This window comes from Actinomadura macra NBRC 14102 (genome assembly GCF_001552215.1).
GTDB lineage: Bacteria > Actinomycetota > Actinomycetes > Streptosporangiales > Streptosporangiaceae > Spirillospora > Spirillospora macra.
In genome coordinates this window covers 1-19,064 of the sequence record NZ_BCQT01000005.1, presented here as the reverse complement: position 1 = coordinate 19,064, position 19,064 = coordinate 1, and the positions used below count along the sequence as shown (strand labels likewise).

At 73.2% G+C, this 19,064-nt stretch carries 18 protein-coding genes; 8 read left to right on the top strand and 10 right to left on the bottom strand.

The window, feature by feature from the left end; all coding sequences use genetic code 11:
• Positions 1-12: 12 nt before the first annotated feature.
• The 4 genes from AMA02S_RS08095 to AMA02S_RS08080 form a co-directional block, all read right to left on the bottom strand.
• Positions 13-1,392, bottom strand: coding sequence for a UDP-glucose dehydrogenase family protein (locus AMA02S_RS08095; RefSeq protein WP_218004887.1), 1,380 nt, complete (start codon positions 1,390-1,392; stop codon positions 13-15).
• Between the two features lie 187 nt (positions 1,393-1,579).
• Positions 1,580-2,080, bottom strand: a complete 501-nt coding sequence (locus AMA02S_RS43240) for a hypothetical protein (protein ID WP_067454138.1) — start codon at positions 2,078-2,080, stop codon at positions 1,580-1,582.
• A 102-nt stretch (positions 2,081-2,182) separates the two neighbouring features.
• Complete coding sequence (locus tag AMA02S_RS08085) at positions 2,183-2,971, bottom strand: thioesterase family protein (RefSeq protein ID WP_218004886.1); 789 nt, start codon at positions 2,969-2,971, stop codon at positions 2,183-2,185.
• 38 nt (positions 2,972-3,009) lie between these two features.
• Complete coding sequence (locus tag AMA02S_RS08080) at positions 3,010-4,674, bottom strand: LCP family protein (protein ID WP_067454130.1); 1,665 nt, start codon at positions 4,672-4,674, stop codon at positions 3,010-3,012.
• 250 nt (positions 4,675-4,924) lie between these two features.
• On the opposite strand from AMA02S_RS08080, the gene AMA02S_RS08075 reads away from it, so the two are divergent.
• Together AMA02S_RS08075 and AMA02S_RS08070 are read left to right on the top strand one after the other, a co-directional pair.
• A complete protein-coding gene (locus tag AMA02S_RS08075; RefSeq protein ID WP_084264865.1) occupies positions 4,925-5,995 on the top strand; it encodes a glycosyltransferase family 2 protein in 1,071 nt (356 codons plus the stop codon).
• A gap of 96 nt (positions 5,996-6,091) precedes the next feature.
• On the top strand, positions 6,092-6,916 hold the full coding sequence (locus tag AMA02S_RS08070) for a hypothetical protein (RefSeq protein ID WP_067454126.1): 825 nt from the start codon (positions 6,092-6,094) through the stop codon (positions 6,914-6,916).
• 7 nt (positions 6,917-6,923) lie between these two features.
• On the opposite strand, the gene AMA02S_RS08065 is transcribed toward AMA02S_RS08070, so the two are convergent.
• On the bottom strand, positions 6,924-7,676 hold the full coding sequence (locus AMA02S_RS08065; RefSeq protein ID WP_067454122.1) for a glycerophosphodiester phosphodiesterase: 753 nt from the start codon (positions 7,674-7,676) through the stop codon (positions 6,924-6,926).
• Complete coding sequence (gene ispD / locus AMA02S_RS08060) at positions 7,673-8,404, bottom strand: 2-C-methyl-D-erythritol 4-phosphate cytidylyltransferase (RefSeq protein WP_067454119.1); 732 nt, start codon at positions 8,402-8,404, stop codon at positions 7,673-7,675. The genes AMA02S_RS08065 and ispD overlap by 4 nt, the downstream gene beginning before the upstream one ends.
• 84 nt (positions 8,405-8,488) lie before the next feature.
• On the opposite strand from ispD, the gene AMA02S_RS44005 reads away from it, so the two are divergent.
• From AMA02S_RS44005 to AMA02S_RS08035, 5 genes are all read left to right on the top strand, one after another.
• Positions 8,489-9,178, top strand: a complete 690-nt coding sequence (locus AMA02S_RS44005) for a DUF5941 domain-containing protein (protein ID WP_245667400.1) — start codon at positions 8,489-8,491, stop codon at positions 9,176-9,178.
• Positions 9,175-9,918 (top strand): phosphocholine cytidylyltransferase family protein, encoded by a 744-nt coding sequence (locus AMA02S_RS08050; protein WP_067454117.1) that lies wholly within the window; start codon positions 9,175-9,177, stop codon positions 9,916-9,918. The genes AMA02S_RS44005 and AMA02S_RS08050 overlap by 4 nt, the downstream gene beginning before the upstream one ends.
• A 74-nt stretch (positions 9,919-9,992) precedes the next feature.
• Positions 9,993-11,066, top strand: coding sequence for an iron-containing alcohol dehydrogenase family protein (locus AMA02S_RS08045; RefSeq protein ID WP_067454114.1), 1,074 nt, complete (start codon positions 9,993-9,995; stop codon positions 11,064-11,066).
• Positions 11,056-11,913, top strand: coding sequence for a CDP-alcohol phosphatidyltransferase family protein (locus AMA02S_RS08040; protein WP_084264863.1), 858 nt, complete (start codon positions 11,056-11,058; stop codon positions 11,911-11,913). Before AMA02S_RS08045 ends, AMA02S_RS08040 begins: the two co-directional genes overlap by 11 nt.
• Positions 11,910-12,791, top strand: a complete 882-nt coding sequence (locus AMA02S_RS08035) for a glycosyltransferase family 2 protein (RefSeq protein WP_439951587.1) — start codon at positions 11,910-11,912, stop codon at positions 12,789-12,791. The genes AMA02S_RS08040 and AMA02S_RS08035 overlap by 4 nt, the downstream gene beginning before the upstream one ends.
• Before the next feature lie 14 nt (positions 12,792-12,805).
• Here AMA02S_RS08035 and AMA02S_RS08030 read toward each other — a convergent pair whose 3' ends face one another.
• The 4 genes from AMA02S_RS08030 to AMA02S_RS08015 form a co-directional block, all read right to left on the bottom strand.
• Positions 12,806-13,456, bottom strand: a complete 651-nt coding sequence (locus AMA02S_RS08030; RefSeq protein ID WP_067454111.1) for a TetR/AcrR family transcriptional regulator — start codon at positions 13,454-13,456, stop codon at positions 12,806-12,808.
• A 207-nt stretch (positions 13,457-13,663) separates the two neighbouring features.
• Positions 13,664-16,117, bottom strand: coding sequence for a HelD family protein (locus AMA02S_RS08025; protein WP_067454108.1), 2,454 nt, complete (start codon positions 16,115-16,117; stop codon positions 13,664-13,666).
• A gap of 385 nt (positions 16,118-16,502) precedes the next feature.
• Positions 16,503-16,979 carry an SRPBCC family protein gene (locus tag AMA02S_RS08020; protein ID WP_067454105.1) on the bottom strand — a complete coding sequence of 159 codons (477 nt, stop codon included), beginning with the start codon at positions 16,977-16,979 and terminating at the stop codon, positions 16,503-16,505.
• A gap of 32 nt (positions 16,980-17,011) precedes the next feature.
• A complete protein-coding gene (locus AMA02S_RS08015) occupies positions 17,012-17,602 on the bottom strand; it encodes an HD domain-containing protein (protein ID WP_067454102.1) in 591 nt (196 codons plus the stop codon).
• Between the two features lie 119 nt (positions 17,603-17,721).
• Between AMA02S_RS08015 and AMA02S_RS08010 the strand changes: the two genes are divergently transcribed.
• On the top strand, positions 17,722-19,064 hold a 1,343-nt coding region (locus tag AMA02S_RS08010), incomplete at its 3' end, for an outer membrane protein assembly factor BamB family protein (RefSeq protein WP_067454099.1).

The window sequence follows — 19,064 nt, the reverse complement described above, 5'->3', positions numbered from 1 at the left end:
CGGACGGCGCGGTCAGGGGCGGCCGAGGGCGCGGTAGTTCCAGCCGGCCGCGCGCCAGCGTTCGGGATCGAGGGCGTTGCGGCCGTCGACGATGTTGCGCTCCGCGACGGCCTCGGCGAGCGCGTCGGGGTCCATGTCGCGGAACTCGGCCCACTCGGTGAGCAGCAGGACGACGTGCGCGCCGCGGGCGGCGGTCAGCGCCGAGTCACCGAAGTCCAGCGACGGCTGGGCGCGGCGGGCGTTGGGCATGGCCTGCGGGTCGTACACCGTGACCTTGCCGCCCTGCGAGCGGATGGACGCGGCCACGTCCAGCGCGGGGGAGTCGCGGACGTCGTCGGAGTTCGGCTTGAACGCCGCACCGAGGACGCCGACCGTCCGGCCGATGAACGAGCCGCCGAGGAGTTGCCGGGCGAGGTCCACCATCCGGATCCGGCGCCGGATGTTGATCTCGTCGACCTCGCGCAGGAAGGTGAGCGCCTGGTCGGCGCCGAGTTCCCCGGCGCGGGCCATGAAGGCGCGGATGTCCTTGGGCAGGCACCCGCCGCCGAAGCCGAGGCCGGGGCCGAGGAACCGGCCGCCGATCCGGTCGTCGTAGGAGAGGGCCTCTGAGAGCTTCGTCACATCGGCGTGCGCGGCCTCGCAGACCTCCGCCATCGCGTTGATGAAGGAGATCTTCGTGGCGAGGAACGCGTTCGCGGACACCTTCACGAGCTCGGCCGTCGGGAGGTCCGCGACGACGAAGGGGGTGCCCGCGGCGAGCATCGTGGAGTAGACCTCGCGCAGCACCTTCTCGGCGTGCTCGGCGGCGCCCTGCTCGACCGGCAGGCCCACCACGATGCGGTCCGGGCGCATGGTGTCCTGGACGGCGAACCCCTCGCGGAGGAACTCGGGATTCCACGCGAGAACGGCGTCGCCGCCCGCCGGGGCGCGCCGGGCCAGCGTTTCGGCGAGCTGCGCCGCCGTCCCGACCGGGACGGTCGACTTGCCGACCACCAGGCACGGCCGTTGCAGCAACGGGGCCAGGGCGTCCACGGCGGCGTTCACGTACGTCAGGTCGGCCGCGTACTCGCCCGCCTTCTGCGGGGTGCCGACGCAGAGGAAGTGCACGTCCCCGAACGCGGCCGCCTCCGCGTAGGACGTGGTGAACCGCAGCCGCCGGCTCTCCAGGCCGCGGCGCAAGACCGGCTCGAGCCCGGGTTCGTAGAACGGCAGGTCACCGGCCGACAAACGGGCGATTCTCTCCTCGTCCACGTCCAGACCGAGGACCTCGAACCCCAGGTCGGCCATGCACGCCGCGTGCGTGGCCCCGAGGTAACCGGTCCCGATGACCGTCAGCCGGTAGGCCAAGGCGGGCTCCTCTCTCGGATCGCTGTCGCCGACTCTAGAGACCATGTGCCCGGTAGGAGCCGGCAGCCCGCATCGTCCGGCGGTGTCTACCTGCCGGTAGTGCGCAGGGTACGACACCTGCCCCGTCCCGGGCGGGCGCCGTTCGGGGAGGCACGGCGGCCCACGTGGCGCGCGGGTACGCCAGAGACCCCGCCCGGGTACATCCCCCGGGCGGGGCCCCGCGTCACGCGCTTCAGTTGTGGGAGATGTTGAGGACCAGCTTGCCGCCCTCGGCCAGCCGTGGCTGGAACGTCAGGTCGTTGAAGGTCGACGTCGAATAGGGCGAGTTCGCGTCCAGCGCGGCGACCATCTTGGCGCCCCCGCGGCGGACGGTGAGGGTCACGCGCGATCCGTTGCGCTTGACCAGGACCGAATCGGCGCCGTACTTCTTGTCGAGCTGGATCTCCTGGCCGCTCTCGACCTCGACGTCGCATTCGGCGTCCAGACAGGCCGACAGGTCGGTGCCGTCCTTCGCGGGCGACTTGCCGCTCTTGGGAGCCGCGGCCGGTGCTGGCGCCGGTGCTGGCTTCGGCGCCTCCGCGTCCGCCCCGTCGGGCGGATCCGCGGCCGCCGGGGCGTCCACCTTGGGCGGTGACGGCGCCTCCGCGGCGAGACTCGTGTCGCTGCCGCAGCCCGTGAGGGCAGTCGCGGCGAGCGCGGTCGTGGTGAACAGAACGAGAATCCTTGCCGGCATGCTGTGGACTCCTGACGATCGCAGGTGACTTCTCTCTGTCTGCCTATCACTACAGAGAGTAGTCAAGCAAGGACCGTGGGTGAGGACGTGCGCGAATGTCGATCAGCCGGTCGGCGGCTCGTCCACGAGGAGCGTCTGGAGGACGCGCCCGAAGTCGCCGGTACCGTCGCCGAGTGTCGCCTCGCACAGCGCGCTGCCCTGCGGGCTCGCGTGGAGCGCGGCGCCCATGCACAGCCACTCGCCGACGGGGTCGCGGTGCAGCGCGACCGTCAGGTCCGTATTGATGATCAGCCACGTGGTGAGGTCGAGTTGGCTGCCGATGCCGGACGCGCTGTCGGCCAGGACGAGCGCGCGCACGAGCGGCGTGTCGGCCTCCCCGGCCACGAGCGGGACGCGCGCCCGCGCCCACGTCACGCCGGGCCCCGGCTGCCCGAAGGCGCCCTGCACGACGCGCCACTCCATCGCCGACAGGTAGCCGTCCGCGTGCGCGGACGCCCAGGTCATGAGCGGCGGGGTCGAGTCCGGGAGGGGCGGCGGCGCCGGGGTGTGCGAGACGGCCGGGAGTCGCTCGGGCGCGGCGAGGATCCGCCACCCGGTGGCGCGGGCGACCGGACGTCCCTCATGGGTCATCTCGGCCTCCAGCAGCGCGACCCGCCGGCCCGGCCGGACGATGCGCGCGGTGACCGCCAGCGTGGCCACCGGGACGGGGCCGAGGATCTCCACCGTCACCCGCGCCACCCGCGTGCCGGGGACGGGGTCGTGCCGTTCGAGCGCCCGCCCGAGCAGGCCCGCGACCGGCCCGCCGTGCTGGGCGTCCGGCGACCACGCGCCCGCCGTCGCCGGGGTGCTGGCGAACACGCCGTCGCCGAGCGGCCGGTAGAACTGCGCCACGGGACCTCCCTCGATGCTAGAACAGCATTCTAGGGTGATCAGCCGCAGAGCTTCTGGGTGGCGGTGCCCGTCTCCAGCGCCGGGCCGCCGGCCGGGGACGCGGTCGGCGCGGCACCCGCGACCTTGACCTTCTTGGCGCCGTCCCAGTTCGCGCCGACCATCACCTGCACCCGCGGGCCGAGCGAGCGGACCTCCTTCAGCCGCGCGCCCGGGATCGCGGCGGCCAGTGTCCGCGCGGAGTCCTCGCGGCCGGGGCCGTACTGGATCTGGGTCGTCTGGAGGCCGCGGCGTGCCACGCCCGGGACGACGGAGGCGTGGAACCCCGCCTTGTCCAGCTCCCCGCCCGCACGTGTCGCGAGCCCGCGCGTGCCGATCGCGTTGAGGACCCGAACCTGGATCTCATCCGGCGCCACCGTCAGTTCGTTCGCCGGCTTCTTCGTCGGCGACGCGCTCGGCTTCGGCGTCTCCTTGACCAGCGGCTGGTCGCGCCGGATCCGGGTGAACAGGTCGTTCGCGCGGTGCAGGTCCCACTGGACGGTCGACTGCGGCCCGGGGGCGTTCCACAGGACGGTGTTGAAGTCGGGATTGGCCAACGGCACCTTCGCGAACGTGAGGCTGTCGGTGGACAGGTCCTTCATCTGGTTGGTCAGCTTGGGCAGGTCCTTGGCGAGCTTCGGATCGACGCGCAGCGAGTTCAGCGCGGCCTTCAGGAACTTCGCCGACTTCACCGGGTCGCTGAGCGTCCTGCTGGACAGCGCCTGCTTCATCATCGACGCCATGAACTGCTGCTGCCGGTCGATGCGCCCGAGGTCGCTGCCGCCGGTCAGCGTGTAGCGGGCCCGGGCGAAGCCGAGCGCCTTCAGCCCGTCCACGTGCGACTTGCCGGCCGGGAGCCGCAGTCCGCTCTTGACGTCGTCGATCGGCTGCTCGGTGCACACGTCCACGCCGCCGAGCGCGTCCACCATGTTGACGAACCCGTAGAAGTTCACCTCGACGTAGTGGTCGATGGACACGCCGGTCGCCCGCTTGATCGTGTCGACCGTGAGGTCCGGCCCGCCGAACTGGTAGGCCCACGTCAGCTTGCCCGGACGGGACGGGACGTGCGCCCCCTTCGCGCCCTCCGAGCCGTTCGACTTGTGCGAGGGGATCGTCACGTAGGAGTCGCGCGGCAGGTTCACGATCGACACGCGGTCGTGGTCGCGGGAGACGTGCAGCAGCAGCATCGTGTCGGACCGCTCGCCCGGCTCGTGGCCCAGCCTCGCCGCCCGCTGCTGCTCCCTGGTCAGACCCTCGCGGCGGTCGACCCCCGCCACCAGGATCGTCATCGCGCCCTTCGGCGCGTCCTTGCCCTTGCCGAGGCCGCCGACCGAGACCTTGTCGATCGCACCGGTCACGTAGTTCTGGAACGCCCATGCGCCACCCGAGGTGAGCAGCACGAACGCCGACATCGTCCCGGTGACCATCAGGAAGCGCCGCTGCCGCCGGGCGCTGATCGCCGCCCGCGGGCTGAGCCCCGGGCCCGGACGACGCGGGCCGCGCGGCCCCTCCACCGGCACCCGCGGCGCGGGCATCCCCTCGATGGTCACACCCTCGATGTCCCCGTCCGGCGCCGCGCCCTCCGGCGCACCGCCCGAGGGACGCGGCCGGAAGTAGTGCTCCAGCGGGTCGGCGTCGCCTCGACCTGAGTCGTGCCCGTCTGCCATGCCGACCGCCGCCTCCCCAAGGACCTCATCTGGCTCGTACTGACGCGAGTCCCCACCACTCTAAAGTGGGAGACACCCGTCCGATGGGTACCTGGACTTCGTGTCCTTGCAGTAACGTGGCGCCGTCTTGACCACACCCCGGCGGCCCGCACGCGAACCTGGGTGGCGTGGGCTGCGTCAGACAAGCCAGCAAGAGAGAGGAAGGGGGGCCTCCTCAGGCCGCCAGGCCGAGGTGCGTCCGCGAGCCCACATGAATCCGTCTCCCCACGCCCGGCATGCCCAGCAGCCCGGCGCGCAGTCCCGTCCCGTCCCCGGCGAGCGCACCTGGCCGGCCGTGTCGGTGGTGATGCCGGTGCTCAACGAGCAGCGGCACCTGACCGACGCCGTCGGCCGCATCCTGACCCAGGACTATCCGGGCGAACTGGAGCTCGTCCTGGCGATCGGGCCGTCCCGTGACCGCACCGAGGAGATCGCGCGCAAGCTCGCCGGCGAGGACCCCCGGATCGTCGTCGTGGCCAACCCGACCGGGCGCACCCCCCAGGGCCTCAACATCGCGATCAAGGCGTCGCAGTACTCGATCATCGTCCGGGTGGACGGGCATTCGCTGCTCCCGCCCGACTACGTGCGCGCCGCGGTCGAGACGATGGAGGAGTCCGGTGCCGACAACGTCGGCGGCATCATGGCCGCCGAGGGCGTCACCGCGTTCGAGAAGGCCGTCGCGCGCGCGATGACGTCCAAGATCGGCGTCGGCAACGCCCGCTTCCACACCGGCGGCGAGGCCGGCGAGGTCGAGACCGTCTACCTGGGCACGTTCCGCCGCAGCGCGCTGGAGCGCGTCGGCGGCTACGACGAGACGTTCACCCGCGCGCAGGACTGGGAGATGAACCACCGCATCAGGCAGAGCGGCGGCCGGATCTTCTTCACGCCGCGGATGCGCGTCACCTACCGTCCGCGGCCCAACCTGCGGGCCCTCGCCAAGCAGTACTTCCACACCGGGCGGTGGCGCCGCGTCGTCGGCCGCGAGCACCAGGGCACGCTCAACCTGCGCTACCTCGCACCGCCGATCGCCGTGCTGGCCATCACCGCCGGGACGGTCGCCGGCATCCTCGGGTTCTGGCCGGCCTGGATCCTGCCCGGCGGCTACGCGGCCGCGATCGTGGGCGGCGCGGCCGTCGAGGGACGCGGCCTGCCGGTGTCGGCCTGGCTGCGGCTGCCGCTCGTCTTCGCCACGATGCATCTCACCTGGGGCGTCGGTTTCCTGACCAGCCCGCCCGGCCTCGGCCAGCCGACGCCCGCCAAACCCGGCGAGGCCGTCCAGTAGCGGGCAGATGGAACCTTCCGTGAACCCGCGTGCTTTCGGGTACGTCTCAGGGTTAGGTTGGCGGGATCGTGCCGCCGGCCGAGGAGGGGGTGGCCCATGTCCAACGGTGCCCGCCACGCGATGGGCGTGGTGATCGGCCTGATCGTGACCCCGGTGGTCGCCGGGCTGCTGATGTACGGCACGCAGCGGATGGGCCGTGCCGTCCGGAGCGCCGCGGTCATCGGCTCGTCCGGTCAGGGCGGCGACAAGTGGATCGGCGCGGTGCTCCTCCTCGCGGTCGCCGTCGTGCTCGGCCTGCTGGTGGGTTCCCGCCTCTCGCCGCTGGCCTCCCTCGTCCCGGGCGCCGCGTTCACCGTCGTCGGCGCCCTGTGGGTGCTGGCACCACGCTGGACGGTGGTGCACACGGCGAAGGACCCGTTCCCGGACCGGATCGTGGTCGGGTATCTCAGCCTTGGTCCCAACGGCGTCTTCCTGGTGCTGGGGGTCTTGCTCGTCGTGGCGTCGATAGTGCCGTCGCGTTGGCAGGCGCGTACCGCGGTAGGTGCCGCGCCCCGGTACGGTGGTCCGTCGCCCGCGCCGATGGGGCTGCCCGCGGGCGGCCCTGCGGGCGCACCGCATCACATGGGGGCGCCTGGCGCCCCTGGTCAGGCCCTTCCCCCTGCGCCGGGGCAGAACGTCCCGTGGCAACCGCCGGTCCAGTACGGACAGCCCGCTCCAGGTGCGCCGGGTTCGCCGGGTGCTTCGCCGAGCCCGTTCGCGCCGCCGTCGCCTCCCGCCAGCCCGCCTGCGAGTCCGCCGGCGGGCTCGGACAGGCCTGGCCAGACGCCGCGGAGCGGCTCCGGCACCGACGAGGGCGTCGGTGAATGGACGCAGATGTACGGCGGCGACGAGCTGCGCGGCGGAAGCGGCGGAAGTTCCTGACCCGCTGCTAGCGGACGGCGGCCAGCACGCCGGGGACGTCGTTGACCACCATCGCGTCGAACCCGGCGGCCGCGTAGTCCGGTGCGCGCTCGGCGGACGGGCACCAGGCGATGACGTCCAGACCCGCCTTGTGCGCGATGTCCACGCAATGCTCCAGCGGGCGCAGCCGCGTGTCGGGATGCTCGAAGCCGCAGGAGCCGGTGTGCACGGCGACGGCCTGGAGGTCCAGCCCCGCCGCGGCGGGGACGGCATGCCACAGCGGGAACCGCAGCCAGGTCAGCAGGCCGAGCGGGACACCCGGCAGTTCGTCGCGCAGGAAGACCAGCAGCGACGGGTCGAACGAGGTCACCAGCAGCCGGCGGCGGCGCGCCTCGCGCTTGAGTACCGGAAGCAGCAGCGCCCCGGTCCGCCGGGACGGCTCGTCGACCGCGTCGTCCAGGACGGTCTTGACATCGACGTCCACGGCGACGTCGGTGGGCAGCTCGGCGAACACCTCCTGGAGCCGCGGCAGCCCGCTGGCGGTGGCGGGCAGGTCCACCACGTGGTCGCCCTCGGGGATCGTGGGGTCGTGCCGCAGGACGAGTTCGTCGTCGGCGGTGCGCGTCACGTCGACCTCGACCCACGACAGGCCGGCCTCGACGGCGGCGAGCAGGGACGGCAGCGTGTTCTCGGCGACCGCCGAACCGGACCCCGGCGGGATCGGGTCGCCGGCGCCGTAGCCGCGGTGGCCGATGACGGCGGGGGTGTCCTCGAAGATCACGTGAGGTCCTCGGTGCTCGGGTCGCCGGCGGCGGGATCGCCGGTGGCCAGATGTTCGGCGATGACGACGTCCAGCGGCCGGGTGACCTTGAGGTTGCGCTCGTCGCCCGCGACCACCCGGATCGGCACGTCCGGCAGGTAACGGTGCACGACGCCGCAGTCGTCGGTCGCGCGCAGGCCCGGGTCGGCGAGCGCCAGCTCGTAGGCCTTGCGGACGGTCCCGAGCCGGAACCCCTGCGGGGTCTGGAACCGGCTCATCGTCTCGCGGGGCGGCATCGAGACGACGAGGCCGTCCTCGACCACCACCATCGTGTCGGACGCGGGGACGCCCACCGCGACGGCCTCGTGCCCGTCCAGCGCGTCCACGACCCGGTCGATCACCGCGGCGCCGACGAACGGGCGGGCGGCGTCGTGGAACAGCACACGGACCTCGTCCGCCTGCCCCTCCAGGGCGCGCAGCGCGGCGACCGTCGAGGCGGTGCGGGTGTCGCCGCCCGCCACGACGGCGCTGACCCGGCGGAACGGTGCGGCGACGGCCGCGGCCTCCCGCAGGTGCGCCGCCGCCATCACGACGATCACCTCGTCCACGGCGGGATGCGCGTCGAACGCCGCGACCGCACGCGCCAGGATGGTGCGCCCGCCCACCTCGACGAGCTGCTTGGGACGGCCGGCGCCCAGCCGCGCGCCGACACCGCCCGCGAGCACCACCGCCACCGTCCGCGTCGCCATCTCTGCCCGTTCTCCACTACCCAATGTCATCGAACCACTACGCTGTGCGGGTCCGCACTGCTCCGACCAGGCCCGGAGGCGCCGATGATCAGGGTGCTGATCATCGCGACCGGGCGGACCGCGGACGCCGGCCCCACGGCCGCCCTGCCCTACGGCGGTGGCCGGGAGGCGCCCAGCCTGCTGACCCGCCTGTGCCAACGGCTGGACACGCTCAACGTACCGGACCGGCACGTCGTCACCCGGCCGGAACTCGCCCCTCCGCTGCGTAAGAACGCCCGTGGCGCGGAGCGGCTGGTCGCGCGCGCCGCGGCCGGCACCGGCGGCACGCCCGCCCCGGCGCTGTACGCTCCGGTCGTCGTCCTGCTTCTGGCGGCGCCCGCCGCGCACCCGCACGCCAGACCAATGGACTGGCTCGTACCGCCCATAATCCGCGGGATCGAGTATGGTTACCTCGCCGTGTTGGGGTTTGCGCAGGGGGTTTCGGCACCGCTCGTCTACGTGCTGATCGCGGTCCTGGCGTTGCACCACCACGACACCGTGTACCGCTCCCGCCTGGGACTCCGTCCGCAGGCGTGGGCCCTCCGCGCCGGGCTCGGCTGGGAGGGCCGGATGCTCCTTGCGGCCCTCGCGGGCCTCTGCGGGCTCCTCCCGTTCGCGTACGCTGCGCTCGCCGCCTACCTTGGCGTGTTGTTCGCGGGCGAGAGCGTCACCACATGGGCGCGGACCGGACACGACAGCGGCGTGATGGTCGACCTGGAGGAAGAGGAAGCATGATCGGCATGGTGCTGGCGGCGGGCGCGGGCCGGAGGCTGCGGCCGTACACCGACACCCTCCCCAAGGCCCTGGTCCCCGTGAGCGAGACCGCTGACGGCGAGACCACGATCCTGGACATCGCCCTCGGCAACATGGCCGAGGTCGGGCTGACCGACGTGGTGATCGTCGTCGGTTACCGCGCGGAGGCGGTCGAGGAACGCAAGGCCGCACTTGAGGAGCGGTATGGCGTGTCGCTCACGCTCGTCCACAACGACAAGGCCGAGGAGTGGAACAACGCCTACTCCATGTGGCTGGCTCGGGAGCACTTCTCCAAGGGCGTCCTCATGGTCAACGGCGACACGGTCCACCCGGTGGGTGTCGAGAAGACCCTATTGTCCGCTCGTGGGCCGGACATCCTCCTGGCCGTGGACAACGTGAAAACTCTCGCCGACGAGGAGATGAAGGTCACCCTCGACGGTGCGGGCGACCTGAAGAGCATCACCAAGCTGATGGACCCGTCCACCGCGTACGGGGAGTACATCGGCGCGACCCTGATCGAACCGGCCGCCGCCGAGCCGCTGGCCGACGCCCTGAAGGCCACCTGGGAGGGGAACCCGGACCTCTACTACGAGGACGGGTACCAGGAACTCGTCAACCGGGGCGGCCGCATCGCCGTCGCGCCGATCGGCGAGGTCGACTGGGTCGAGGTCGACAACCACGACGACCTGGAGAAGGCCCGCCGGATCGCCAAGGGCTACTAGACCGGACGCGGCGCCGGGCAGGTCCCGGCGCCCACGGACAGCCGAGCGACCGACGAGCCCGAGCGAGGAGGCCCATGCCCCTGCTGACGCGGATGCTGACCGCGCCACTGTCCATCGACGTCAGGCGCGGCGCCATCGCGGCCCTCGGCGAACTGCTGGCCGACAAGCGGATCGTCACCGAGGGCCGGGTGGCCATCGCCGTCGGTCCCGGCCAGGGCGACCAGATAGCCGAGCATGTCCGGCCGTCCCTCACGGCCTGCGAGGTGTTCCAGGTCGAGGGCGGCACCGTGGACGCGGCCGTCAGCCTGGCCGGCAAGCTGCGCGCCGGATCGTACGAGGCCGTCGTCGGCATCGGCGGCGGCCGCACGATCGACGCGACCAAGTACGCGGCGACGCTGTCGGGCATCCCCATGGTGTCGGTCGCCACGAACCTCTCCCACGACGGTATCTGCTCCCCGGTCGCCTCCCTCGTCCACGAGAAGGGCAAGGGCTCGTTCGGCGTGGTCATGCCGCTGGCGATGGTCGTCGATCTCGACTACGTCCGGGCGGCGCCGGACCGTCTCGTCCGCGCCGGGATCGGCGACGTGGTGAGCAACTTCTCCGCCGTGGCGGACTGGCTGCTCGCCGCGGACGAGTGCGGCGAGCGCGTCGACCGGCTGGCCCTCACCGTCGCCCGCACCGCCGCCGAGGCGCTGCTGCACCAGCCGGAGTCGATCGAGTCCGACCGGTTCCTCACCGTCCTCGCCGAGGGGCTCGTCCTGTCGGGGATGGCGATGTCGTTCGCCGGGGACTCCCGTCCCGCCAGCGGCGGCGACCACGAGATCCTGCACGCCGTCGACCAGCTCTACCCGGGCACCGCCAACCACGGCGAGCTCGCCGGTATCGGTGCGGCGTTCTGCTACCACCTGCGCGCGACCAGGCTCGGCGAGGGCGAGGACCGGCTGGCCGAGATCCTCACCTGCCTCGGCCGGCACGGCCTGCCGCGGTTCCCCGCCGACGTCGGCCTGTCGGTCGAGCAGTTCGCCGAGGCCGTCCAGTACGCCCCGCAGACCCGGCCCGGCCGCTATACGATCTTGGAACACCTCAGCCTCGACCAGGGCGCGACCCTCAAGGCGGTGGAAGAGTATGTCCAGGTACATGGAGGCTGAGCTCCCCGGGCCGCAGGCCCCCGTCCCGCCGGACGACCAGCGCCCCGACCGCAAGGGCGCGACGGTCGCCGACATCCGCCGGTACGGCCAGCCACCGGGCCTGAAGGACCGGCGCAACGAGGAGCACTGGGCGGGCCGCCTCTACATGCGCGACCTGTCCCCGTACTTCGCGTGGATCGCCCTGCGCCTCGGGTTCAGCCCCAACCAGCTCACCTACCTGATGATGCTCAGCGGCATCCTCGCCGGCGTCGTGGTCTCGCTGCCCGCGTCCGGCACCGCCGCGCTGTGGACGGCGCTCGGCGGCGCCGTCCTCATCCAGGTCTACCTCCTGCTCGACTGCGTGGACGGCGAGGTCGCCCGCTACCTGAAGCGGACCTCCGTGGCCGGCGTCTTCCTCGACCGCATCGGCCACTACCTGTCGGAGGTCTCCCTCCTCATCGGCCTCGGCTTCGCCGCGCAGGGCGGCTGGCGGAACGGCGGCTGGGCCGAACTCGGCCTCGTCGCCGCGCTCGGCGCCGCACTGATCAAGGCCGAGACGGACAACGTCGTCGTCGCCCGCGCCAAGTCCGGGCTGCCCGCCGACCCGACCGGCGGCGACCGCGCGCTGCGCCCCCGCTCCACCGGCATCGCGCTGGCCCGGCAGGCCGCGTCCATGCTCCGCTTCCACCGGATCATCGGCGCGGTCGAGCTGTCCCTGCTGATCCTCGCCGCCGCCGCCCTCGACGCCGTGCTCGGCACCGACACCCCCGCCGCGACCCGCGTCCTCATGGTCGCGGTCGCCGCCGTCGCCGTCCTGCAGACCCTGCTGCACCTGGTCAGCATCCTGGCCTCCCGGAGGCTGAAGTGAAGTTGAGCGTCGTCATCCTCACCATGGGCAACCGCCCGGAGGAACTGGCACGCGCCGTCCGCAGCGCGCTCGAACAGGAGCACGTGGACGTGGAGGTCGTCCTCGTCGGCAACGGCGTGGACCCGGTGGGCGACCGCGCGGGTACCGCCCCGTTCGACGACGAGCGCGTCAAGCCCCTCACCCTCCCGAAGAACCTCGGCATCCCCGGCGGCCGCAACCGGGGCGTGGAGGCGTCCTGCGGCGACGTCGTCCTGTTCCTGGACGACGACGGCTGGTACCGCTCGTCCCGCCTCGGCACCCACCTGCGCGACCGCTTCTCCGCCGAACCCGACCTCGGCGTCGTGTCGTTCCGCGTCCGCGACCCGGAGGGCGGCCGCGGCGAGCGCCGCCACGTCCCCCGCCTGCGCGCCGGCGACCCCGAGCGCTCGTCCCCGGTCACCACCTTCCTCGGGGGCGCCTGCGCGATCCGCCGCACCGCGTTCGACGCCGGCGGCGGCCTCCCGGAGGACTTCTTCTACGCACACGAGGAGACGGACCTCGCCTGGCAGATCATCAACGCCGGCTACCGCATCGTCTACGACGCCTCCGCCGTGATGTTCCACCCGGCCGTCCTGCCCACCCGGCACGACATGTTCTACCGCTACAACGCCCGCAATCGCGTCTGGCTGGCCCGCCGTAACCTCCCGTGGCTGCTGGGCCTGACCTACCTCGCCGTATGGGTAGGCATGACCATCCTGCGCGAACGCAAGCCCAGCGCCCTCAAACCCTGGTTCAAGGGTTTCGCCGAAGGCTGGCGCAAACCCGCAGGCCCCCGCCGCCCCATCTCCTGGCGCACCGCCTGGCGCATGACCAGAACCGGAAGACCACCAGTCATCTGACCGCCGGCTGAGGTTCAATCCTGCCGGGGTGCGGTGGTGATGGCGGCGAGGATCAGGTGTGTCAGTTCGGCGGTGATGTCGTCCAGGGGAATGTCCTGGCCGCGGGCCGACCAGTGGTGGACGAGGTTGTTCACGGCGCCGATGATCGCGATCACCGTGAGCTGGTAGTCGCGGTCGGCGGCCTCGCCGCGGGCGACCGCCTCGCGCGTGATGCCGAGGAGGGTCTCGGCCCACTGGGAGCGCCAGCCGAGACGGAGCCGCTCCAGGTCGGTGCTGACGCCGATGACCTCGACGAACGCGATGCGGGCCCAGCGGGGGTCGCTTGCGGTGACGGTGACGAAGGCGCGGACGGCGCGTTCGACCAGGGCCGCGAGGTCGACGTCCCCGGCGCCCTCGAACGCCTCGGCGAGGGCTTCGCGGGCGCGCTCGTTGATGTCGCGGTGCAACGCGGTGAGGAGTTCCTCCCGGCCGGAGAACTCCTCGTAGAAGTTGCGGGTGGACACGCTCGCCGTCGCGCACAACCGTTCGATGGACGTCGCCGCGTAGCCGCGCGTCCCGAACATCTCCAGCCCGGCGGCCAGCAGCCGTGCCCGTCGCTCGGCGCGGCGCTCCTCGGCGGAGCGGCCACCGTAACTTCGCCGGGGGGCGGGGTTTCGGCCGCTCATCGGTCTCCGTCCACGTAGCGGGGGGCTCGCGCCAGCCTAACCCCGCGGAGCCCGTCCGGCGCCTGTCCGCGAGGGCTGTGAAGACGGGCGCGCGCGCCTCGTTCACCGCGACGTCGAGCGGCCGACCTGCCGGAAGGCCTCGGCGGTGCGGGGCGCCGAACCGGGGACGCTGGAGTCGTCAGGGTCAGCTTGGCGGAGCGTCCCCTTTCAGCCCGTCAGGGTGTGCTCCCAGTCCGGGTCGGCGGTGAGGACGGTCAGTCGCTGGGTGGCGCGGGACACCGCGACGTACAGCACCCGCAGGCCGCGCGGCGACTGGGCGGCGACGGTCTCGGGCGCCACGATCACGGCGGCGTCGAACTCCAGGCCCTTGGCCTCCAGGACGTCCAGCACCTGCACGCGCTCGGGCAGCCCCGCGCCGAGCCGGTCGCGGGCGGCGGCGTCCCAGACGGCGGCGGAGGGGGGCTCGACGGCGTCCAGGGAGAGCTGCCCGCCGGTCTCCTCCTCCAGCGCCAGCGGGACGATCAGCCCGATCGTGCCCTCGACCTGGCCGAGCAACTCCTCGGCGGCCTTCCGCGCCGTGCCGGCGAGGTCCGCCTCCGGGACGACGCGCACGATCGGGTCGATGCCGGACGTGCGGACGGCGCGGGCCGGGCGCGCATCGGGCAGCGCCACCGCCAGCACCCGGGCGGACACCGCGGCGATCTCGGTGGAGTTGCGGTAGTTGGTGGTGAGCTCGTACTCGTGCCGGACGCGGCGCGGCGCGGGCTTGCGATTCCGCCGCGACCGGCCGCGGGCGGACGGCTGCTCCCCGCCGAGCGCGGACTCCATCGCCCGCCGGGCGGCGTCGAGGTCCTCCCATGCGCTCTGCGCGGGATCCTCCACGATCGTCCAGCTCGCCTGGCGGCCCCGGCGGCCGAGCATCCGCCACTGCATGGGGGACAGGTCCTGCGCCTCGTCCACGACGATGTGCGCGTACTCCGGGCGCTCCTCGACCACGCCGTCGTCGACGCGCCGCGACCGCTCCAGCCGTTCGATGGACGTGGAAAGCTCCTGCATCTCCGGTTCCCACGTCTCGTCGGCCACCTCCTCCCCGGTCAGGATGTTGACGCCGTCCACCACGAAGGGGTCGCCTTCGGCGGGCGCGCCACGGCGGGACGGGCGGGGAGGTGGACCGAGCAGCGCGTCGATCTCGTCGAGCAGCGCGACGTCCTGATAGCTGAGCGGGGCACCGTCCCCGGCCCAGGACGCGGCGAGGGGCGTGATGTCGGGGCGTTCGAGGTCGCGTCCGGCCGCCCGCAGGAGCCGGTCGGGGTCGCCGAGGGAGCGCAGCACCTCCAGCGGGCGGCGGAGCGGCCACCAGGCGACGAGGAAGCCGGCGAAGGCGGACTGCTCGCGGACCTTCGCGTCGAACTGGGCGCGCTTCGGGTCGCCGTTGCCCCGGGAGCCGCGCTCGGGCTCGTCGTCGAGCGAGGCCAGCCCGTCCGCGGCGAGGATCGCGTTCCACAGACCCGCCTCGGCGCCCTCGGCCGCCTCGGCCGCCTCCGGGCCCCCGAGATCGTTGAACCGCTCCCAGAGGGCGTCCAGTAGCGCCTCGGCGGCGCGCCCGCGGGCGGCGTTCACGGCGCCCCGGCTGCGGCGGTGGAGGTCGCCCCGGATCCGGTCGAGCCGTGCCCGCTCCAGCGTCACCACGACGCCCTTGAACACCACCCGCAGCGTGTCGGGGGCGCCGGGCGCCTGGTCGGCGATGGCGCGGCGCAGCACGCCCGCCATCGCGTCCGATCCCTTGAGCCGCGCGAGGCGAGGCCTGTCGTGGACGGTGGCGGTCGCGCCGTCCACCAGGTCGCCGAGGGAGCGCAGCGTCGCCGAGCCCTCGCCGAGGGACGGCAGCACCCGCTCGATGTAGGCGGTGAACCTGCGGTTCGGGCCGATCACCAGGACGCCGCGCGAGCCGAACCGGCGGCGGTGCCGGAACAGCAGGTAGGCGACCCGGTGCAGGGCGACGGCGGTCTTACCGGTGCCGGGGGCGCCGCGTACCAGGACCGTGCCCTCGGCGGGCGCGCGGATCACCTCGTCCTGCTCCCGCTGGATCGTCGCGACGATGTCGCGCATCGCGCCCTCGCGGGTGCGCGCCAGCGACGCCAGGAACGCGCCGTCGCCGACGACCGTCATCCCGTCGGCGGCACCGGGGTCGAGCAGGTCGTCCTCCAGGTCGATGACGGTGTGCCCGCGCGAGTGCAGGACGCGGCGCCGGACCACGCCCCGCGGGTCCTCGGGGGTGGCGCGGTAGAAGTCCTCGGCGGCGGGGGCGCGCCAGTCGATGACGAGGGAGTCGTGGTCGCGGGTGCGCACGCCGACGCGGCCGACATAGCGGATCTCGCGGGACGCGAGGTCGAGCCGGCCGAACACCAGGCCGTCATCGGCGACGTCGAGCGCCTGCGCGCGCAGCGCCGCCTGATGCACCATCGCGTCCCGGTCGACCAGCGAGCCCTTGGTGCCGGCGAGCGACTGCCGGTACCCCTCGCGGATCATGGCCTGCGCGTCCGCCCGCATCTCCTCCAGCCGCACGTACGCGACGTCGACGTAGCGCTGCTCGGCGGCGATCTCTTGGTCCTTGACCGTGCCGCCGGTACTGGACGGACGTCCGGTGACCTGGGACGACATGCAGGCTGCTCCTCGCGACTTCGCTGCCGGAGACCTCCCCCGGCGCCCCCGCAGGGGCGAAAGGGACAGCTTATTCGCTCCCCCCGACCTTCAGCGCGGACCGGAACCAACGCCCCGCAAACGACGGGCCGGAACGACCCGACAAGCGACCTCGACCGTCACACGAGCGCGCGACCTGCCTGGCGGGGCGAAGCCGGAGGCGACCCCTTGGGCCGGGATCGCAAGAAACACAACGACCTCAGCCGTCACGCGAGCGCGCTACCTGACCGGCGGGGGCAAAGCCGAAGGCGAGCCCCCGCCGGGAAGATCGCGAAGCGATGTCGCACTCGCCCAAGCGCGGTCGAGGGACGAGCCGCCAGGCGAGTTCCTCGGGCCGAGATTGCATTTACACAGCCGCTTTGATGCGGTCGAGGGTGGCGCGCATGCCCGTGCGGTTGACGGCGGCGCGCTGCTCCGCCGGGACGCCGGTGAAGATCTTGCCGATCAGCGACACGAGCACCGCGCTGCGCCCGTCCCGGCGGAGGTCCTCCCAGTACTCGGTGAGCCGGGTGGAGCCGCCGCCGATGTCCTCGACGCGGTAGCCCCACAGGGCGACGGGCATGCCGAAGGTCGACACCCGGAACGCGAACGCCTGCCCTGGCACGGCGGACGTCACCTGGCAGGTGGTGAACCAGAGGCGCCAGCCGATCCGGTTGAACCCGACGAACTTCACTCCCGGGACGATCTTGCGGCCGCGGACCCAGGTCGCGAAGACCTCCGGGCTCCAGTCGCGCATCCGCCGGACGTCGGCGATCGCCGCGTACACCGCCCTGGGGGCGGCCTCGATCGCGATGCTCTCCTCGACCACCCATTCGCGTTCCATGGCCGCATCATCCCGCATAGGCGACCGCCCGGTCATCTCAGGTGGGAGAACCGTTCCCGCCAGGAGGCGAACCATCCCGCGAACCACGGCTCCGCCTGGGCGAACGGCAGGATGTAGGTCACCGTCTCGGCGTAGTAGCGGCGCTGGAAGTCGGGTGCCATCTGGTCCAGGCGCTGGACGTTGCTGACCCGGTCGGCCAGCTTCACCACGATCGCCTCGCGTGGCGCGTCACGCAGGCGCCGCAGGTAGGCGGCCCTGGCGGCGCGTCTGGCCTGCCGTCCCGGGCCCCCGGCGGGCGGCTCGGTGACCCAGTCCACCAGCTCTGCCACCTCGTCCCCGAACTCCGCCTCGACGTCGGCGACGGTGGCGGGGGTGTCCTCCACGACGTCGTGCAGCAGCGCCGCGTCCAGGATCGCGGGGTCGGTCACGCCCGCGCCGCGGACCAGCACCTCCAGTGCCTCCAGCAGATGCTCGACGTAGGGGGCGCCGGTCGGGCGCCGCTGGTCGCCGTGCCATCGCCGCGCCGCCACGGCCGCGCGTTCGAGCCGGTCACGGTCGATCCCGGACGCCGTGAGGCCGGCACGGGCCGCCTCCCACGTCGGCCAATGGGTGTAGAGCTCCACTGTTCCGCGCCCCAATCTGCACCGGCCGTGTCGCGCGGGCGCTCGTCACACGGCATGGTTGGAGTCGTCCAGATGCACAGTACGGGCAAGCACGGTACAGAAGAGGAGGCGGCGCGGTCGTGGTCGGGAGCCGGCAGCGGCCCGAAGGCCGGTCCGGGCCCGCGGGCAAGATCCGCGTCGCGCTCGGCCTCGTCTCGGGCGCGGTGGCGGTCGCGCTGTGCACCGTGCTGACCGACCGGTTCGTCCTGCACGCCGAGTGGTGGCAGGTGCGGCACACCGTCACCGCCGACCCGGTCGCACCGCAGAGCGAGATCGGCCCGCCGCCGGGTCCGCTCACGGCGAGCTGGGAACGCACCACCGCGATGCACCACGGGCCGGTCGCCGGGTACGACAGCATCGCCTACGACGTGGCGCAGGGACAGGTCGTGGTCGCCTCCGGGCGCGGCCTTGAGGTGCGGGACGCGCGGACCGGCGCGGGCCGCTGGAGCTACCGCCGTTCCGGCTGGACATTGCTCGGCTGGGCGTCCACCCGGTCCCGGCTGATCGCCTACTTCGAGCGGGACGGGCATCGCGGCGAGCGGATGCTCGCCGGTTTCGACGCGCTGTCGGGCGGGCTGCTGTGGCGGCGCGACGGCGATCGGCCGGCGGCGGCGTCCAGGACGACGCTGCGCTTCCCCGCCGGTGCCGGGGTGGTGCTCGCGACCGATGAGGAGCGCCGGACCCTGTCCGGGAGGTCCGCGGCGACCGGTGCGCGGCTGTGGGAGCGGCGGCTGCCGGGCGGCTGCCGGCTGTTCGAGGGCGCCGCGCACCCGTCCGACGCGCGGGAGACGCTCGCCGCGCTCGCCCTGGACTGCCCTGGTCGCAGCCGGTTGCTGGCGGTCGACCCGGCGACGGGCCGGAACCGCTGGAACCGCGTGCTCGGCTCCGCGGAGTCGCCCGAGGTGTCGATGCTGGACGGGGTGGCCCTGGTCTCGGACGGGACGGCGCTCCGCGCGTTCGGCCCGGACGGCGCCCAGCTCGGCGCCTGGGAGGGCGACACGGTGTGCGGCGACGAGACCTGCCCGGGGGTCCTCGTCGGGGGGCGGCTGGTCGTGGTGTTCCATCCGGAGAGGGAGCGCGACGGCGCCACCCGGATGGAGGCGGTGAACGTGGCGTCGGGCCGCGTCGAGTGGGGGCGCGACGTCCCCGCCTACGCGGCCCTTGCCCGAGCCGGAGACCGGATCTACGCGCTGCGGCCGCGGCTGTCGGAGGCGTTGCTGCCCGCCGGCGTCGACATCATCGATCCCGCGAGCGGTGCCACGACGACGGCGCCCGCGCCGTTCGCGGTCGATCCCGAGCTGCCCGGCGTCCGGCCCTGGATGGCCGCGGCGGGCGGGCTGCTCTATGTGGCCTACGCCGAGTCCCCGCCGCGCCCCGAGGGCAGGGCGCGGCTGGTCGCGCTGCGCGGCGGCGCGGCGGGCAC

Bases quoted from the DNA above. Each gene is read 5' to 3' on its own strand.
- AMA02S_RS08095 (WP_218004887.1), bottom strand. From the start codon at position 1,392: ATGGTCTCTAGAGTCGGCGACAGCGATCCGAGAGAGGAGCCCGCCTTG.
- AMA02S_RS43240 (WP_067454138.1), bottom strand. From the start codon at position 2,080: ATGCCGGCAAGGATTCTCGTTCTGTTCACCACGACCGCGCTCGCCGCG.
- AMA02S_RS08080 (WP_067454130.1), bottom strand. From the start codon at position 4,674: ATGGCAGACGGGCACGACTCAGGTCGAGGCGACGCCGACCCGCTGGAG.
- AMA02S_RS08075 (WP_084264865.1), top strand. From the start codon at position 4,925: ATGAATCCGTCTCCCCACGCCCGGCATGCCCAGCAGCCCGGCGCGCAG.
- AMA02S_RS08070 (WP_067454126.1), top strand. From the start codon at position 6,092: ATGTCCAACGGTGCCCGCCACGCGATGGGCGTGGTGATCGGCCTGATC.
- ispD (WP_067454119.1), bottom strand. From the start codon at position 8,404: ATGGCGACGCGGACGGTGGCGGTGGTGCTCGCGGGCGGTGTCGGCGCG.
- AMA02S_RS44005 (WP_245667400.1), top strand. From the start codon at position 8,489: ATGATCAGGGTGCTGATCATCGCGACCGGGCGGACCGCGGACGCCGGC.
- AMA02S_RS08050 (WP_067454117.1), top strand. From the start codon at position 9,175: ATGATCGGCATGGTGCTGGCGGCGGGCGCGGGCCGGAGGCTGCGGCCG.
- AMA02S_RS08045 (WP_067454114.1), top strand. From the start codon at position 9,993: ATGCCCCTGCTGACGCGGATGCTGACCGCGCCACTGTCCATCGACGTC.
- AMA02S_RS08040 (WP_084264863.1), top strand. From the start codon at position 11,056: ATGGAGGCTGAGCTCCCCGGGCCGCAGGCCCCCGTCCCGCCGGACGAC.
- AMA02S_RS08030 (WP_067454111.1), bottom strand. From the start codon at position 13,456: ATGAGCGGCCGAAACCCCGCCCCCCGGCGAAGTTACGGTGGCCGCTCC.
- AMA02S_RS08025 (WP_067454108.1), bottom strand. From the start codon at position 16,117: ATGTCGTCCCAGGTCACCGGACGTCCGTCCAGTACCGGCGGCACGGTC.
- AMA02S_RS08020 (WP_067454105.1), bottom strand. From the start codon at position 16,979: ATGGAACGCGAATGGGTGGTCGAGGAGAGCATCGCGATCGAGGCCGCC.